This is a genomic window from Bartonella sp. A1379B (assembly GCF_002022485.1).
GTDB lineage: Bacteria > Pseudomonadota > Alphaproteobacteria > Rhizobiales > Rhizobiaceae > Bartonella > Bartonella rochalimae.
This window is the reverse complement of sequence record NZ_CP019780.1, coordinates 195,304-213,387: the sequence shown is the minus strand read 5'-3', so window position 1 is coordinate 213,387 and position 18,084 is coordinate 195,304. Positions and strand designations below refer to the sequence as shown.

General features: G+C 36.5%; 17 protein-coding genes. 4 read left to right on the top strand and 13 right to left on the bottom strand.

The window, feature by feature from the left end; genetic code table 11:
- The first annotated feature begins 40 nt into the window (after positions 1-40).
- Positions 41-1,297 carry a lytic murein transglycosylase gene (locus BA1379B_RS00865; protein WP_035006291.1) on the top strand — a complete coding sequence of 419 codons (1,257 nt, stop codon included), beginning with the start codon at positions 41-43 and terminating at the stop codon, positions 1,295-1,297.
- Positions 1,298-1,736: 439 nt separating this feature from the next.
- Here the strand turns inward: BA1379B_RS00865 and BA1379B_RS00860 are convergent, their stop codons facing one another.
- Positions 1,737-3,755: a M3 family metallopeptidase gene (locus BA1379B_RS00860; RefSeq protein ID WP_078673576.1), complete on the bottom strand. Its 2,019-nt coding sequence runs from the start codon at positions 3,753-3,755 to the stop codon at positions 1,737-1,739.
- A 315-nt stretch (positions 3,756-4,070) separates the two neighbouring features.
- On the opposite strand from BA1379B_RS00860, the gene mgtE reads away from it, so the two are divergent.
- From mgtE to ppa, 3 genes are all read left to right on the top strand, one after another.
- Positions 4,071-5,450: a magnesium transporter gene (gene mgtE / locus BA1379B_RS00855; protein WP_078673575.1), complete on the top strand. Its 1,380-nt coding sequence runs from the start codon at positions 4,071-4,073 to the stop codon at positions 5,448-5,450.
- A 148-nt stretch (positions 5,451-5,598) separates the two neighbouring features.
- Positions 5,599-7,422: a translational GTPase TypA gene (gene typA, locus BA1379B_RS00850; RefSeq protein ID WP_078673574.1), complete on the top strand. Its 1,824-nt coding sequence runs from the start codon at positions 5,599-5,601 to the stop codon at positions 7,420-7,422.
- A gap of 67 nt (positions 7,423-7,489) precedes the next feature.
- A complete protein-coding gene (gene ppa / locus BA1379B_RS00845) occupies positions 7,490-8,032 on the top strand; it encodes an inorganic diphosphatase (RefSeq protein WP_078692294.1) in 543 nt (180 codons plus the stop codon).
- A gap of 53 nt (positions 8,033-8,085) precedes the next feature.
- On the opposite strand, the gene BA1379B_RS00840 is transcribed toward ppa, so the two are convergent.
- The 12 genes from BA1379B_RS00840 to obgE all read right to left on the bottom strand — a co-directional run bounded on the left by BA1379B_RS00840 (position 8,086) and on the right by obgE (position 18,029).
- On the bottom strand, positions 8,086-8,391 hold the full coding sequence (locus BA1379B_RS00840; protein WP_035006296.1) for a DUF167 domain-containing protein: 306 nt from the start codon (positions 8,389-8,391) through the stop codon (positions 8,086-8,088).
- 30 nt (positions 8,392-8,421) lie between these two features.
- On the bottom strand, positions 8,422-8,715 hold the full coding sequence (locus tag BA1379B_RS00835) for a YggT family protein (RefSeq protein ID WP_035006297.1): 294 nt from the start codon (positions 8,713-8,715) through the stop codon (positions 8,422-8,424).
- 317 nt (positions 8,716-9,032) lie between these two features.
- Positions 9,033-9,590, bottom strand: coding sequence for an invasion associated locus B family protein (locus BA1379B_RS00830; RefSeq protein WP_035006298.1), 558 nt, complete (start codon positions 9,588-9,590; stop codon positions 9,033-9,035).
- 107 nt (positions 9,591-9,697) lie between these two features.
- Positions 9,698-10,249, bottom strand: coding sequence for an RNA pyrophosphohydrolase (locus BA1379B_RS00825; protein WP_371455293.1), 552 nt, complete (start codon positions 10,247-10,249; stop codon positions 9,698-9,700).
- Positions 10,250-10,278: 29 nt separating this feature from the next.
- Positions 10,279-11,589 carry a S41 family peptidase gene (locus tag BA1379B_RS00820; RefSeq protein ID WP_035006300.1) on the bottom strand — a complete coding sequence of 437 codons (1,311 nt, stop codon included), beginning with the start codon at positions 11,587-11,589 and terminating at the stop codon, positions 10,279-10,281.
- Complete coding sequence (locus BA1379B_RS00815; RefSeq protein WP_078673572.1) at positions 11,579-12,823, bottom strand: peptidoglycan DD-metalloendopeptidase family protein; 1,245 nt, start codon at positions 12,821-12,823, stop codon at positions 11,579-11,581. The genes BA1379B_RS00820 and BA1379B_RS00815 overlap by 11 nt, the downstream gene beginning before the upstream one ends.
- Before the next feature lie 129 nt (positions 12,824-12,952).
- The gene (gene rlmH / locus BA1379B_RS00810) at positions 12,953-13,435 is read right to left on the bottom strand and encodes a 23S rRNA (pseudouridine(1915)-N(3))-methyltransferase RlmH (RefSeq protein ID WP_078673571.1); all 483 of its coding nucleotides are present in this window, start codon (positions 13,433-13,435) and stop codon (positions 12,953-12,955) included.
- A 1-nt stretch (position 13,436) separates the two neighbouring features.
- The gene (rsfS, locus tag BA1379B_RS00805; protein ID WP_078673570.1) at positions 13,437-13,880 is read right to left on the bottom strand and encodes a ribosome silencing factor; all 444 of its coding nucleotides are present in this window, start codon (positions 13,878-13,880) and stop codon (positions 13,437-13,439) included.
- Positions 13,881-13,948: 68 nt separating this feature from the next.
- A complete protein-coding gene (locus BA1379B_RS00800; protein ID WP_078674082.1) occupies positions 13,949-14,542 on the bottom strand; it encodes a nicotinate-nucleotide adenylyltransferase in 594 nt (197 codons plus the stop codon).
- Positions 14,543-14,571: 29 nt separating this feature from the next.
- Positions 14,572-15,828: a glutamate-5-semialdehyde dehydrogenase gene (locus BA1379B_RS00795; RefSeq protein WP_078673569.1), complete on the bottom strand. Its 1,257-nt coding sequence runs from the start codon at positions 15,826-15,828 to the stop codon at positions 14,572-14,574.
- 38 nt (positions 15,829-15,866) lie between these two features.
- Positions 15,867-17,006 (bottom strand): glutamate 5-kinase, encoded by a 1,140-nt coding sequence (proB, locus tag BA1379B_RS00790; RefSeq protein ID WP_407636704.1) that lies wholly within the window; start codon positions 17,004-17,006, stop codon positions 15,867-15,869.
- A 9-nt stretch (positions 17,007-17,015) separates the two neighbouring features.
- Positions 17,016-18,029 (bottom strand): GTPase ObgE, encoded by a 1,014-nt coding sequence (gene obgE / locus BA1379B_RS00785; RefSeq protein WP_035006306.1) that lies wholly within the window; start codon positions 18,027-18,029, stop codon positions 17,016-17,018.
- Positions 18,030-18,084: the final 55 nt, after the last annotated feature.

Here is an 18,084-nt window from a genome sequence, read left to right as displayed (position 1 = left end):
CTGCACATCCGAACACTTTTACATAGATAAAAATTAGAAAATGAAAACAATAAAATTTAGTCCATTATTTTTTTTAAAAAAAACTATAAATCAAAGGTTATCTTTCATTCGCTTACTCTCTACCTTTGCCACTCTTCTAATAGTTTTTTCCTCGCCTACATATGCCGATAGTAGTTTTCAACACTGGATTAATGAATTCAAAAAAACGGCTTTAGCCAACAATATTTCACCATCCACATTTGATATGGCTTTTAAAACAATTCATACAATTGACCAAGAAGTCTTAAAAAAAGCAGCATATCAACCAGAGTTTGTTGATATGCCATGGGAATATTTTGACAATCGCATTCATGACGATGCAATTGTAGAAGGAAAACAGCAAGCTAAAAAATGGCAACAGTGGTTACAAAAAATTGAAAAGCGTTTTGGTGTTAATCGTAATCTCCTCCTCGCCATTTGGTCGATGGAAAGCAACTATGGAAAAATTTTAACAAATAAAGGCATAATGCGTGATACTATCCGTTCACTTGCAACTTTAGCTTATGCCGACCCAAAACGTCAAAAATACGCGCGCACGCAACTTATTGCAGCAATGAAAATTCTACAAAGAGGTGAAATTCACCGCTCTCAACTCGTGGGATCTTGGGCAGGAGCACTAGGACATACGCAATTTATTCCAAGCAGTTATCTCATCTACGCTATTGATATGGATGGAAGTGGGCGCTCTGATATTTGGAATTCGATTCCTGATTCACTTGCTACTTCTGCTAACCTTCTCTATACGAATGGTTGGCAATCTAATCTTGTCTGGGGAATTGAAGTTAAATTACCAAATAACGAAAAATTACCTGAAAATTGGTTATCCTTTAAACAATGGAAAGAGTTAGGTGTTCAACACGCACATGGAAAACCTTTTCCTTCTTTATCTGAACAAGCAATATTGAAATTTCCTGACGGTCCAAAAGGACCTGCATTTCTGGTAACAAAAAATTTCTTTGTGCTTAAACGTTATAATAATGCAGATCGTTATGCTTTCGCTGTTGGCCTTCTTTCTGATCGTATTGCTGGACATCCTAAATTATTCCAAGATTGGAATCGACCATTTAAACCTATTACTTTCAAAGAGCGTATAGAATTGCAATCTCGTTTAGCAAAACTTGGAGATTATGAAGGAGAAATTGATGGTAAAATTGGTATAGCTTCCAAGAAAGCGATTAAAGCTTTTCAGCTACGTCATGGTTTAGAAGGAAATGGATATCCAAGCTACGAAACTCTCTCTCATATCAGAAAACAATAACCTTAAAGTCAAACACTTATCTCATGGTTTATTTTCCTTAATGATTATCTAACATCTTAAAATTGAAAAAAATTCTTAGTTTTATGGTGATTGTCTTGTTTATAAAAAGATTTCTAAAATAAATTGAAGTGAAACCTGTACTTTATGAAACGCATCATGCAATTAGAAAAAATGCTATAACTGCTAACTATGCTTTTCAAAAATAAAGACTTCGTTGCATTATTCAAATACAATCATATCTCTAAAAATTTTAATAAAATTATTTAAAACTATAGATTTATCATTTAATAATACCATAAGAAATATGAGCTTTAGTTAAAGCTAAAATTAAAATAGATAACATACAAAATTTTAGTTCTAGATTTCAAAAATCATAGTATTTCATCAATGTCTTAATTTATCCGCAGATAAAATCGTATATCGACACCCTACTTTATCTTTACAATCCACGTTTCTTTATCATTGATTCTGGTGAAGGTAATCGCCCTCGAAAAGATTCATAGAGTTTCTCAGGATCATAACTTCCTCCAGCAGAATAGACAAAACGCTTTAATCGACTAGCAAGTTCTGGATTGAAAACATCGCCTGTTTCTTCAAAAGCTTGAAAAGCATCAGCATCAAGGACTTCTGACCACATATAAGAATAATAACCAGCCGCATAACCATCACCTGAAAATATGTGTGCAAAATGCGGAGGACGATGACGCATAATAATTGTATCAGGCATTCCTAATTTTTCTAATTCCTTACGTTCAAAAAATGTTGGATCCACCACTTTTTCTTCTTGATGAAAAGCCATATCTACTAAAGCAGATGAAAGAAATTCAACAGCATTAAAACCAGCATTAAATGTATGTGCTGACAAAATTTTATCCAACAAAGCTTGCGGCAAAGAAGTACCTTTTTCCACATGCGTAGCATATGATTGCAATACTTCTGGTACAATGAGCCAATGCTCATAAAGTTGAGAAGGAAGCTCAACAAAATCACGCACAACTGATGTTCCCGCAACAGATGGCCATGTAACATCAGACAGCAAACCGTGCAATGCATGCCCAAACTCGTGGAAAAGTGTGCGTGCATCATCAAGCGATAAAAGAGCAAGCTTCCCTTTAGAGGGCTTCGCAAAATTACATACATTGTAAACAATAGGCTTTTGCCCTCCGTTCAATTTATGCTGTGATTGTAATCTGCTCATCCACGCTCCAGATCGTTTTGAAGAACGTGCAAAATAATCACCAATAAAATGCCCAAGTAAACTTCCATCAGATTTTTTGACCTCCCATAAGCGTGCATCAGGATGCCAAAGTGCAACATCAGTTTTTTCTTCAAATGAAATCCCAAAAAGTTTTTTTGCAACGAAAAAAGCTGCTTCAATCATGCGATCAAGCTGCAAATAATATTTTACTTCTGTTTCATCAAATAAAAACTTCTCAGTGCGCAACTTTTCAGCATAATAACGCCAATCCCAAGCTTTTAAAGGCTCATTATCTCCTTGATTTTTTGCAAAATTTTGTAATTCAGCCTGTTCAGTAGCAGCCTTAACTTTTGCCCGCTCCCATACAGGGATAAGCAAATTCATAACTGCATCAACATTTTTAGCCATAGTATTGTCAAGCTTTAAATCCGCAAAAGATTTATACCCCAACAATTTTGCCTTTTCGCTCCGAAGTGCAATCATCTCCACAATAATTGCTTTATTATCATGAGTATTTTCACCCCGTTGAGACCAAGCTTGAAAAGCTGTTTTACGCAAATCACGACGATGAGAGAATTTTAAAAAAGGTTCAACAATCGAGCGCGTTAAGATTAATGCATACAGTCCATCACGGCCTCTCTCACAAGCAATTTCTTTCATAGAAGCAATAAGATCATCTGGTAAACCAGATAAATCTGTTTGTTCCAAAAACAAAATCCATTCAGCCTCATCTTTTAAGATATGCTGACCAAAAGTAGCACCTAAAAGGGCAAGCCTTTCATCAATTTCAACAAGACGTTTTTTACCCTTTTCATCAAGTTTTGCACCATTATGAACAAATCTCTTCCACCCTAATTCAAGCACACGTTCAGTTTCATGGTCATACAAACCTTGCTGTGCTTTTTTATAGAGCATATCCATTTTCGCAAATATCCGCGTATCCATCATAATTTTTGAAGAATAACGTGAAAGTTTAACAACAAATTCTTGTTCTAATTTTTGAATCAATTCATTACTGTGTGCACTCGCACGCAGAAAAAATATAGAGCATACGCGATCAAGATTCTTACCAGCGAGCTCAAAAGGCTGCAAAAAATTCTCAAGTGTTGGTAATTCTTCCAAAGCAGCAATAACTTCTATTTCCTCTTCAGCCTCTTTCAGTGCCTGTTCAAAAGCAGGTTTAAAATCATCATCATTTATTGAAGAAAAATCAGGAAAACCTGACAATTCCATCCAGTCGAACATTGCTGCTTGTGTCATAATATTATACTGCCTACATTAGTAAATTTAAAATCAAATAGTCACCTATGTGATATGGCCTATTAATAATAATTTTATACTCTAAAATAGCCTTGTAAATTTAAATTTTTATATAAAAATATTATTTTATTATTTTGGAATATGCACAAAAAATTCTTTTTCTGGCCTCATGAAATTGTTTACAGTTTTTACAAATTGCAATCTATCCTTGACTTTATTTTGAATATTAACAATTGAAAAACTTGTATTCTAAGTTGTCTATAATTTTGATTCATTCTATCTATATATCTCTAATCTTTTAGAAGGCACTTCGCTATGACTGAAATCAAAACATCTACTAGCAACCTCAAAGATTTACCTTCTGAAGCCCTTGCTGAAGAATTAAAAAATCTTCATTTTGCCGACTCGATTGATATCATTAATGGTCTTGATATTATGGAACGGGTAATTATCCTCAGTCTTTTGCCTATTGATTATGCCATTGAACTTTTTGACAAACCAGAACTTGAAAGCCCAGCTGCTATTCTTGAACTTTTGCCCGTGAATCTTGCTGTCGAAATTCTTGACGGTATGTCTGCAGATGCTGCTGCGGACGTCTTCCAAGAAATGAATCAAGAAACGCGTAAACGGTTTTATGCTTTACTAAAATCTTTAACTCGGACTGAACTCAAAAAACTTACCAGTTATCCAGATCATACAGCTGGTGCATTGATGACAACAGAGTTTATAGCAGTACCAGCGAATTGGACTGTAAAAAAAACTTTAGATCATATTCGGGATGTTGAAAGAACACGTGAGACAGTATACACAAGCTATGTCATTGATCCGAAAACAAGTACCCTTCTCAAAGCCGTTTCTCTCCGTAACCTTATTCTTGCCTCACCTGATGATAAAATTTTAAACGTCTCCACACACGATACACCTATCACAATATCACCCTTTACACACCACGAAGATATTGCTCGTCTCTTTCAACGTCATGATCTTCTTTCTGTACCAGTTATTGATGACAGCAATCATGTGATTGGTATTGTAACAGTTGACGATGTACTTGACTCTATGGTCGATGAAATGAGTGAAGATGCCTATAAATTTGGAGGATTGGAAGCTTTAGATAAACCATATATGCAGATAAATTTTTTGGGAATGATGAAAAAACGCGGTGGCTGGCTGGCTTTACTCTTTATGGGTGAAATGTTAACAGCAAGCGCCATGCAATATTTCGAAACAGAACTTGAAAAAGTAATTGCTCTTACATTATTCATTCCTCTTATTATGAGTTCAGGAGGAAACTCTGGTTCACAAGCAACGTCTCTTATTATTCGTGCATTAGCCTTACGGGAACTCACACTCAAAGACTGGTGGAAAGTCATTATTCGTGAAATTCCAACAGGCATCTCCCTTGGTATTTTACTCGGAATCATCGGTATTATACGGATTGCTGTTTGGCAACAACTCGGAATTTATAACTATGGTGATTATTGGTTTTTTATTGCTATAACTGTAGGAATAGCTTTAGTTGGAATTGTTACATTCGGTTCTTTAGTCGGATCTATGCTGCCCTTTATTCTTAAACGCTTAAAATTTGACCCGGCAAGTGCTTCGGCTCCCTTTGTTGCGACCTTAGTAGATGTCATGGGTATTATAATTTACTTTTCCGTTGCTTCTTTTATTTTAACTGGAATCTTACTTTAATATGGCACGTATTAAAATCTCTCTTTCATTTTTATAAAAAATGTTCTTCCTCTTCCCAAAGTCTAAAAAAAACTGTAAAAGATCTGAAACTGTAAAGAGAAAAGCTTTACTTCAAAGAGAATTTCATTAAACGAAAAGAAGAAAATTTATGCAATTGCGTAATATTGCTATCATCGCCCACGTTGACCACGGTAAAACAACACTTGTAGACGAACTCCTCAAACAATCAGGAAATTTTCGTGATAACCAGCGCACAAGCGAGCGCATGATGGATTCAAATGATATCGAAAAAGAACGCGGTATTACAATTCTAGCAAAAGTAACATCTGTTGTTTGGAAAGATACCCGAATTAATATTGTTGATACCCCTGGTCACGCCGATTTCGGTGGTGAAGTAGAACGTATCCTTAATATGGTAGACGGAGCTATTGTCCTTGTTGATGCTGCTGAAGGTCCTATGCCACAAACCAAATTTGTTGTTGGAAAAGCGTTAAAAGTAGGATTACGTCCTATTGTTGCAATCAATAAAATTGATCGACCTGACGCCCGAGCTGATGAAGTTGTCAATGAAGTTTTTGACCTTTTTGCAGCTCTTGATGCAACCGATGAACAATTGGATTTCCCTATTCTTTATGGATCAGGTCGTGATGGATGGATGGCTGTATCTCCTGAAGGACCCAAAGATCAAGGATTAAGTGCCTTGTTTGATCTTGTAGTCCGTCATGTACCTACACCAACCATTGCTGAAGGACCATTCCGCATGATCGGTACTATCCTTGAAGCCGATCCTTTTTTGGGACGAATCATTACAGGACGCGTTCATTCGGGCTCAATTAAACCCAATCAAAATATTAAAGTTCTGGGACAAGATGGAAAACTTTTAGAAACTGGGCGTATTTCAAAAATTTTAGCATTCCGTGGATTAGAACGACAACCTATTGAAGAAAGTGCTGCTGGAGATATTATAGCAATTGCAGGACTCCAAAAAGGAACTGTTGCTGATACCTTCTGTGATCTTTCCGTCAATGAGTCTCTTATTGCTCAACCAATTGATCCACCCACTGTTACTATGAGCTTTCTTGTGAATGATAGTCCCCTTGCTGGTACAGAAGGAGATAAAGTAACAAGTCGAATTATCCGTGACCGTTTGTTAAAAGAGGCAGAAGGAAATGTAGCTCTTAAAATTGAAGAATCAGATGATAAAGACTCTTTTTATGTTTCAGGACGAGGAGAATTACAGCTCGCGGTCCTTATTGAAAACATGCGTCGTGAAGGATTTGAACTAAGTGTTTCACGACCACGCGTAGTTATGCAAAAAGATGAAAATGGAATAACTTTAGAACCAATTGAAGAAGTTGTAATCGATGTTGATGAAGAATATTCCGGAACCATTGTTCAAAAAATGTCAGAACGCAAAGGAGAAATGATTGAACTCCGTCCATCAGGTGGAAATCGTGTACGCCTTGTGTTTTATGCACCAACCCGCGGACTTATTGGCTATCAATCTGAACTTTTAACGGATACACGTGGTACAGCAATTATGAATCGTCTTTTCCATGCCTATGAGCCTTATAAGGGAGAAATTAGTGGCCGTACCAATGGTGTAATGATTTCAAATGATAATGGTGAAGCTGTTGCCTATGCGCTTTTTAATCTTGAAGATCGTGGCCCTATGATGATCGATGCTGGCGTAAAAGTTTATCAAGGTATGATTGTTGGCATACACTCACGCGATAATGACTTAGAAGTAAATGTTTTAAAAGGGAAGAAGCTAACAAACATGCGTGCTTCTGGTAAAGATGAAGCCGTAAAATTAAGCCCTCCAATCAAAATGACCTTAGAACGTGCACTGTCATGGATACAAGATGACGAGCTAGTAGAAGTGACGCCTAAAAATATTCGTTTGCGTAAACTCTACCTAGATCCAAATGAACGTAAACGTTTCGAAAAAACACGTTCATCACTTGCCTGATGATGAATCTCTTTACCTTAATGTACTATTCTGTTTGATTTTATTTAATTCTAGAAAGGGTAATTACGTGAACATTAATGAAATACCTATCGGCAAAAATCCACCAGAAGATGTTAATGTTATCATTGAAGTTGCTATTGATAGTCAACCAATAAAATATGAAATGGATAAAAAATCTGGATTATTATTTGTTGACCGTTTCCTCCATACACCAATGACTTATCCTGGAAATTATGGCTTCATCCCGCATACACTTTCGGAAGATGGTGATCCCATTGATGTTCTCATCAGTAGCACCCGTCCTCTTATTCCAGGTTGTGTCATTAATGTATACCCAATCGGTGTTCTTATGATGGAAGATGATGGCGGCAAAGACGAAAAAATTATTGCTATTCCTGCTCAAAAATTAACAAAACGCTACATTAATGTTCATAATTATACAGATCTTCCAGAAATCACATTAAAACAAATTGAGCATTTTTTTGGACATTACAAAGATCTTGAACCTGGAAAATGGGTTAAAATTGAAGGTTGGCGCGATAAAGACTATGCACATGAATTGATTAAAAAAGCGATTGAACGTAATAAACAACATAACTGTTCGCTTTAAATAAAAACACAGCCTGTATCTTCACAGGCTGTCATCTTCTTAATTTTATAGGATTATACTCTAAAAGATTGTAATATTTTCTCTACTTCTTTTAAATATTTTGAAAAATAAAGCTGTTTATAGTGTGATGTTGCTCCACTTCCAAGAGAGATGCAAGACGATGGTATCTTCCATTGCTTCGCCAAAAATTTAATCAATGCTTTATTTGCTTTGCCGTTTTCAGGAATAGCACGCAGACGTATAATTAAATACTGTTTCCCATCATCTCTATTCTCAACCTTTATTATACTATCAACTGAGGCTTTTGGAATCAAACGGACAAATAAAATCAAACGATGAGCATCAACTCGATAAAACATCTTATTTCGCCTAAGGAAATATCTTCACTTTTATAAAAGCATTCCTGCATAAGCACGCCACATGAAAATACGAATAAAGTAAATAATCATAAAAACCACAATAGGTGAAATATCAATTGTCCCAAGATTAGGTAAAAAACGTCGAATATAGCATAAAATTGGTTCTGTTGTACGATATAGAAAATTACCGATCATAGTGACAAAAACATTCCGGGTATTGACAATATTAAATGTATAAAGCCAAGAAAAAATAGCATGAGCTACTAAGATAGCAATGTAAATACTAAAGATTAGATCCAGCACACTAAGAAAAGCATAGATCATTCGTATTTCCTTTACCAATCAATAGAATGGAGGTTCATATAGAAAACTTTATGCAAATAAAGTCTTTATTAAAATAGTCTCACCAATTATTCTTCTTTTTCATTTCAAATAAAAATTAATATTTTTAGCATATATCATCATACCGCAATGTCATAAAATATTAAAGTGAAGCAATAATACACCAAAATAGAAAAAGAATTTACAAAAGTTCTCATCCTTCATTTAATTAGTCAGCTGGCTAATTAATTTTTGTTTTCCTCATAAACTATTCTAAATAGTATCGGCCTTTAAAGGCCGATTTTCTTTTTATTATAAAATTACATTTGCAAAGCAATAAAACGATTCAGTGCATCGCTAAAACCACTTAATTGCACAAACAAATCATTCAGAGCTGGCTCTCCTGGAGTAGAAACTGTCATCGCTAAATTCAACTTTTTTCCTGCACGTAAAGCTGCCACATAATTTTTGTCAAAAGCTACTGGAACAATGCAACCTGCTGGTATACAAGTCCGAATGTTTGTTTCAATAACATTCTTTCCACCATCTACTTGTAAACGAATAGGTTTAGAAACTAAAATACCAAAAGGAACTGTCAAAGTTCCTGTCAAAGTACCATCAGAATTGGAAGAAATGTTCATAGCTAATATGACACGATTTTGATCATTAACTTCTTGGCGATACATAAAGCAAACTTTTTTTCCGTCCTGTAGATTACAGTTAACATTCCACAAACCATAAGTCTCGGTTAAAGAAGAAGCACCGTTCGGCAATGAAGCTTCAGAAAGCTTTGTTGTAGTCGGCTTTGTACTCTGCGCAAATGCAACAGAAACACTCAAGAGTGTAAAAGTTATAAAGAAATTAAATATTTTTTTCATCTCACATCCTAATTTTTAAACACACAATAGAATCACTGCTATTATTTCTGATAACAAGACATAATACAAAGCTTCTTAAGAAAAAATAGCTTTTACAATTATAAGATTTATAAACATCTAGCACTATTTCGAAATTCTTTCACAACTTTTGTATAAACATGCTTTTTAAAAGAAACAACAATTGAAGGAATCTCTTCCAAATCAATCCATTTCCACTGATCAAACTCTGCCGTATTACCATCAGGTGGTGGATTAATGGTAATTTCAGAAGTCTCTCCCGTAAACTGAAAAGAAAACCATTTTTGTATTTGACCACGATATTTATTATTTAAAACATGTCCCATAAGTTCTTGTGGGAAATCATACTTAAACCAATCCTGAGCTTCCTTAATCAACTTAATGGATTGGATACCTGTTTCTTCATAAAGTTCACGTCGTGCTGCATCTATCGGCTTTTCTCCTGGATTAATTCCCCCCTGTGGTAACTGCCAAAGTTTGGACATGTCAACTTGTGCGTCAGCAACTGCCATCAAACGGCGTCCAACCCAAACTTTACCTTCATGATTAAACACAAGAATTCCCACACATTTCCGATAAGGGAGAGCTTTAAAACCAACAATTGTATCCACCTCATTATCCCTTATAAAAATACAGCTCATATAAAACTATAAGCTGTACAGCTTTCTTCTTATTTTAAAATACCTTGATGAGGATCTGGTGGAAATGCCTTATGCGTTATCTCACCCCGTAAAAGCTTATAAGCTTCATTCAATTGCACATCATCCTTAGGATCTTTAGGAACAAAAGCAGCTGAACCAGAGCCTTTCTCACTTTCTTGTTTTCCTTTGATATGTCCTTTTAACTCAGATTCACCAAGCGTTACATCATAACCCTTATATTTTTCAGGCAATGGCTGCTCAACAATAATATCAGGGGTAATCCCAGTTCCTTGAATTGATGTACCCATCGGGGTGTAATAAAGCGCTGTCGTTAAACGTAAAGCTCCATTTTCACCTAAAGGAATAATGGTTTGAACAGATCCCTTACCAAAAGATTGTGTTCCTAAAATTGTAGCGCGACGATGATCTTGTAAAGCCCCTGCAACAATTTCAGAAGCACTTGCTGAACCACCATTAATAAGAACAATGAGAGGCTTCCCATTAATCAGATCTCCTGGTCTAGCATCAAATCTCGTCACATCTTTCTTTCTACGACCACGAATCGATACAATTTCGCCTCTATTAAGAAAAGCACCTGAAATACTAACCGCCTGTTCTAAAAGGCCTCCAGGATTAAGGCGTAAATCAAGCACATACCCTTTCAAACGATCTTGAGAAATTTTGGATTGAATGTCTTTAACTGCAGCTTGAAGATCACCAAAAGTCTGCTCAGAAAATTGAATAAGTTTTAAATAACCAATATCATTTTCAACACGATACTTAACCGCCTTCACTTTGATAATATCACGAATAACTTTGATCTCAAGAGGTTTATCAACACCAGAACGAATAATTGTTAGCGTAACCGGTGTACCAACAGCACCTCTCATTTGATTCACAGCTTCATTCAAAGACTGACCTTTTACCTGTTTACCATCAATCTTTAAAATCACATCTCCTGCTAAAATACCAGCTTTTGAAGCTGGTGTATCCTCCATCGGGGAAACAATCTTAAGAAGACTCTTTTCCATGGTTACTTCAATACCAAGACCACCAAACTCTCCCTTAGTAGAAGCTCTCATGTCTTTAGCGGCTTCAGCATCCATATAAGAGGAATGAGGATCAAGCGAAGAAAGCATTCCATTAATAGCATTCTCAACAAGCTTTTTATCATTTGGAACTGTAACATAGTGCATCCGCACTCGTTCAAAGATATCACCAAATATAGCCAACTGTTTATAAATATTACTGTCATTATTCGCAGCAACAGATTGCACTATAATCGTTGAACTGACGCTGAGCAATATCACAGCGACCGAAAGTATAACTTTACGAATCATTTTTGTTCCTTTTTAATTGTTCAGTCTGCCACCAAGGTTTTGGATCCACAGGTTTTCCATGCTTTCTAAACTCAATGTAAAGCATTGGAGTCTTTTTGCCTATATCCAATGCAATAGTATTCGCAATAAATTCCGTTCCCATCATACCAATAGGTTCACCTGAAAGAACAAACTGCCCCTGTGTTACATTGATTTTAGCCATTCCGATAAGAGTAATATAGTAACCATGTCCAACATTAAGAATAATTAATTGTCCATAAGAACGAAATGATCCAGAAAAAGCCACAAGGGCATCAGCGGGAGCTATAACTATAGCTTCTGGTTCTGTTGCAATAATTTCACCAAAACGCGCAACATGCGAACTATTATTAAAATGTTGAATTTTTTTTCCTGAAACAGGTAAAAGAAAATGACCCTTTTTATTTTGAAGATCTCTCTGCTCTAATAATTGTAAACTTTTCCGTATATTCTCTGATGAAGTGGAATCAGACTGTGCTTGATAATCAAGCTCTAAAATTAATTCTTCTAAAGACTGCGCTTTCTTAATAAGAGTAATATTTTTCTGTCGCAGCATTATAAGCTCTTTTTGTGATCTTTTCTGTAATTTTTCTTTTTCATCTAACAAAAACTCTAAATATTTAAGCTGCTCTGCTTGATTTTGCATTTTAGCTTTTAAATCTACGCATTCCATAGCAATAACATGACCTAAATTAGTCAATTTTTTTAGATTTTTTGTTAAATTCTGTGTTTTTTCTTGCATATCAGGAATGATAGCTCCCAATAAAATAGAGCTGCGTATGGAGGCAAGAATATCTTTAGGTTGCGCTATAAGAGCAGGAGGTGGTTTTAATCCTGTCCGTGCTAAAATAGCTAATATCTCTGAAAATTCAGCCTGGCGATTTTTTAAATTTTGATACACTTGCGTCTTCTGTTCTAAAAGTTGCTTAAGCTTTTCCTCCCTTTCAATAATATCATTTGCTAAATTACGCTCTACTTTAGCAACTTTTATGAGTTCATCAGTCAAAGCACGTTGATCTTTTTTCAAAAGGTCAACTTGTTGTATCAATGAAGCAATATGTTTACGCGATACAGAGATATTATTGCGAATGTCCATTAATGTTTTTTGTACTACTTCGCGACTGTCCATATCTTCAGCATATGAAATAGATGTCTGAATATCCGTACTTAATATCAGCAACAGCAATATCATGCACTTCTTGCATAAATATTGCATCTTTATCTTTTCATGAAGAAACCTCTTCATTTATCCAACCATCAAACTCAATTATATAAACTAACAATGCTTTAAATGCTGTCACCTAAAACAATGTTAACAAGTGCATGAATAGGTATAAAATAAAATTTAAAAACGATGATAAGGGTGATGACCAATAATTGTTATGGCTCTATACAGCTGTTCTGTAAGTAATATACGTGCGATCTGATGCGGCCAGGTCATAAACCCAAAAGATAAAATAAAATCAGCGTGGTTTCTAACTTGTTCACTATGCCCATCAGGTCCTCCTAAAGCAAGTATTAAATCACGAACACCCTCATCACGATAAAATACTAATTTCTCAGCAAAAATAGATGATGATATTGACTTTCCACGCTCATCCAATACAATTAATCGGCATTTTTCAGGTAAATACTCAAAAAGTTTTTTTCCTTCTTCTTTCATACGTTGACAGGGCGTCTGAGCACGACTTTCTGATATTTCTTGCATTTTTCCAAACTGAAAACCTATAGCCCCAGCACTTTTAGAAAAACGATCTAAATAACGGTGAACTAATATCTGTTCAGCACCTTGTTTCATACGACCAACAGCAAAAATAGAAACTTGCATATCAGTTGTCTCCAACAAGAATTGATTCAATATTCTCCAAACCTGAATCAAGCCATATTTTTTCTAAATTATAAAAAGTGCGAATTTCCGGACGAAAAAGGTGAATAATGATATCGCTTGCATCAATTAGTACCCAATCCCCTCCAGCCATTCCCTCTACCCTCGCGTTACCATATCCACTTCCTTTCCAAACAGATAAAAGACGATCAGTGATAGCCAAAACATGACGCTGAGAACACCCAGAAGCAATAACCATATAATCAGCTAAAGAAGACCTTCCCCGTAGATCAATAGAAATAATATCTTCTGCTTTTATATCTTCTAAACTACTCAGAATAATTTTAAGACCATTCGTAACTGACAAGCATTTTTCTTCTGCTGAAGAAGCAATAATATTACAACGTTTTTGTACAAATTTTTCCAGACTAATATCCTTTCTTATTATTATTAAAACATAAGAGTTAAGAGTAAAAGAAGAATACTCTAAAATAGTTGCAGAATCCTATAAAATCTTCAAGAAGAATCATTTCCTTCTAAACGCAGCTTTGTTGAAGATTGAAAAGATAAAGGCCCATGTAAATAAATCCAAGCAGGTGGTGCCATAAAAGGCAATAGCGTACTTGCTCTCTCATCCACACGAGAATAACAATAAGTTCTAGCCATAGGAGAAGAAAGTGTTGACATCCGTGCTAAAGGGCGATCAATGATTGCAACAGGAATCATAGACATAATATCCCGCCACCTATGCCAATAATGAAACGTTGCTAAATTATCTGCTCCCATAACCCACACAAAATGCACTCTCCTATAACGTTTAAGGATATAAGAAATCGTATCAACTGATATTTTACTTCCTATAGTCTTTTCAAAACCTGTTACGCGAATTTTGGGATGATTAAGAAATTCCGAGCTTAACTGCATTCTCTTATGCAAAGATGGCAATTGTATACAATCTTTTAAAGGATTTCCTGGAGTTATCATCCACCATAATTGATTAAGACGCAAACGCAAAATTGCAGTTTTTGCAACAAGAAGATGACCCGCATGTGGTGGATTAAATGATCCACCAAAAAGGCCAACAACATTGGACTTTTCAACATGTGGTATACGATTTTCCCATGGAAAAAAAAGTTGTTTCAAGGCCTAACCTGCCCATTTCCACTAATGTGATATTGAAATGATGTCAACTGTTCAACCCCTATCGGTCCACGTGCATGCATTTTCCCTGTTGCAATACCAATTTCTGCTCCAAAACCAAATTCCCCTCCATCAGCAAATTGTGTTGATGCATTATGAAGCAAAATGGCTGAATCTAAACGATCAAAAAACATTTTAACCACTCCCATATCCTCACTAATAATTGATTCAGTATGTCCTGACGAATAACGCTGAATGTGTGCAATGGCTCCCTCAATACCATCAACCGTTTTAGCAGATAAAATTGCATCAAGATATTCACAAGACCAATCTTCTTCACAGGCTAATCTAGCTCCTTGCATAAGCGAGATGATATCTTCTGTCACACGAACTTCACATCCCTTCTCCTGTAAAGCAATGAGAACAGGAAGAAACTTTTTTAATGCCTGACGGTCAATCAAAACTGTCTCAACAGCTCCACATATACCTGTACGCCGTAATTTTGCATTTAATACAATTTCACGTGCCATATCTAAATCCGCTGACTTATCAATATAAATATGACAAAGGCCTTCTAAATGTGCAAAAATAGGAACACGCGCATCAGATTGAATACGTGCTACCAGATTTTTCCCACCACGGGGTATAATAACATCAATTGCGCCATCTAAACCCTTAAGCATTTCTCCAACAGCATCACGATCTTTTGTTTTCACTATTTGAATAGCGCTCTTAGGCAAGCCTGCTTGTTCCAGCCCTTTTACTAATGCCGAATGAAGCGCAAGTGCAGAATGAAAACTATCTGAACCACCACGCAAAATTGCAGCATTTCCAGATTTTAAACACAAAGCACTTGCATCAATCGTAACATTTGGCCGACTTTCATAAATAATACCGATGACACCAAGTGGTGTTCGCACACGACGGATATGAAGCCCATTTGGACGCGTCCATTCACTAATCACTTCTCCAACAGGATCCGGCAAGCAAGCGATCTGACGAACACTATCAATTATTGCATGTAAACGCGATTCATCCAACTTCAGCCGATCCATCATCGCGGATGATAAACTATTCCGAGCAGCATTTTCTAAATCTTGACGATTAGCACATAAAATTTCAACCGACCGAGATTCTAGATTTAGAGCAATCATTTCCAAAGCACTTTTTCTTTGGTCAGCAGAAGCACTTGCAAGTATTGAAGCAACATCATGTGCTTTCTGCCCCATAACTCTCATCTGTTCTGCTAAAGTCATATCATCACTCATTCACAAAAAAAGAAGAACTTTTATATTCAATCCGATAAGCAACGTAAAACCATATCATTGCGATGCACTACAACGGAACGCACTCCATTCCCAAGAATATAGTCTATTTCTTCACTCTTACGGCCTATAATAACTCTCGCTTCATCTGCCCCATAATTTACAAGACCACGAGCAATCTCAATTCCATTTTTATCAACAATTGCAACCATATCGCCACGATCAAACACTCCCTCAACCGCAGCAACTCCGGCAGCAAGTAATGATTTTCCAGATTCAAGCGCTTTAATGGCCCCCTGATCAATAGTCAAAATGCCCGATGGATCTAAATGACCAGAAATCCATTTTTTCCAAGCATTTACCGGCTTCTCACTTGCAGCAAAAAAACTACTGCGTTCTCCTTTGTCAATTGCTAAAAGGGGATTCATACGCTTTCCTAAAGTAATAACCATTGCTGTTCCAGCAGCAGTAGCTATTTTCCCTGCCTCAAGTTTAGTCTTCATTCCACCCCGTGAAAACTCTGAAGCAGCAACACCTGCCATGTTCTCAATATCACGTGTAATTGATGAAACAAAAGAAATAAATTCAGCATCTGGATTCAAATGAGGAGAACACGTATAAAGACCATCAACATCAGATAAAAGGATTAAAAGATCCGACCCTATCATCGTTGCAACACGTGCTGCTAAACGATCATTATCGCCATAACGAATTTCACTTGTCGCTACGGTATCATTTTCATTGATAACAGGAACGACTCCAAAACGTAAAAGTGTATCAATAGTAGCACGTGCATTAAGATAACGGCGACGTTCTTCGGTATCGGATAATGTCAGCAAAATCTGACCTGTTCTCAATCCATGTTGGGCCAATACATCGCTATAAGCTTTAGCAAGTTCAATCTGACCTAAGGCAGCACACGCCTGACTCTCTTCTAATTTTAAAACACCCTTAGAGAGATGAAGTGAGGTACGCCCTAAAGCAATAGCACCAGAAGAAACAAATAAAACCTCAACACCTTTTTGGCGTAATTGAACAGCATCATTAATTAAACTTTTAAGCCACTCAACGCGTAAACCTTTTTGAGGATCCACTAAAAGCGCAGAACCAACTTTAATCACAATACGCTTATATTGTGAAAGTTTTCGCATTCCAATGGTCACCGTCATGAATCCTATTTACGCTTCACGAACATTATTTGTTCGTTCTTTTTCAATGATATGTGCAATAGCACGCAATACATGATCTAAGCCTTCATGACTTACCGCAGAAACCATCATAACCGATTTACCAGATGCCTTTTGCAACATTTCCTGTTTGACGACACGCTCTTCAATAGGCAGAGTATCGATTTGGCTTAAAGCCACAATTTCAGTTTTATCACTCAAATGATGTCCATATAGCGTGAGCTCATGGCGAATAGTGTGATAAGCTTTTGCCACATCTTCTTCTTGAGCGGAAACCAAATGAAGTAAAACACGGCAACGTTCCACATGCCCTAAAAAGCGGTCACCGATTCCCACACCTTCATGAGCTCCCTCTATCAAACCAGGAATATCAGCCAAAACAAATTCACGAGCATCAACAGATGCAACACCAAGATGAGGATGCAAAGTAGTAAAAGGATAACTAGCAATTTTCGGCTTTGCGGCCGTTACTGCCGCCAAAAAAGTTGATTTTCCAGCATTTGGCAAACCAATAAGCCCCCCATCAGCAATTAATTTCAAACGTAGCCAAAGTGTACGTTCTTCTCCACTCAAGCCTGGATTTGCATGCCGAGGTGCTCGATTCGTAGAAGTTGTAAAATGAAGATTACCGAAACCGCCATTGCCTCCTTTAGCCAGACGATAACGTTGACCAACTTCTATCAAATCACAAATCAATGTTTTATTATCTTCTTCAAAAATCTGTGTTCCAACTGGCACTTTAAGAATGACATCATCACCCTTTACGCCTGTCATATTGCGCCCCTTACCATGCCCTCCTGTTTTTGCTCTAAAATGCTGCTGATAACGATAATCAATCAGTGTATTGAGCCCATCGACAACAAGAGCCCATACATCACCGCCACGTCCGCCATTCCCTCCATCTGGACCTCCAAATTCTATAAACTTTTCACGACGGAATGATACTGCTCCTGCTCCACCATTACCAGAACGAATATAAACTTTAGCCTGATCAAGAAATTTCATAAAATGCTCATTGAGGAATTCGCTTTTTCTATTTATACAAAAATACGTTTATTTG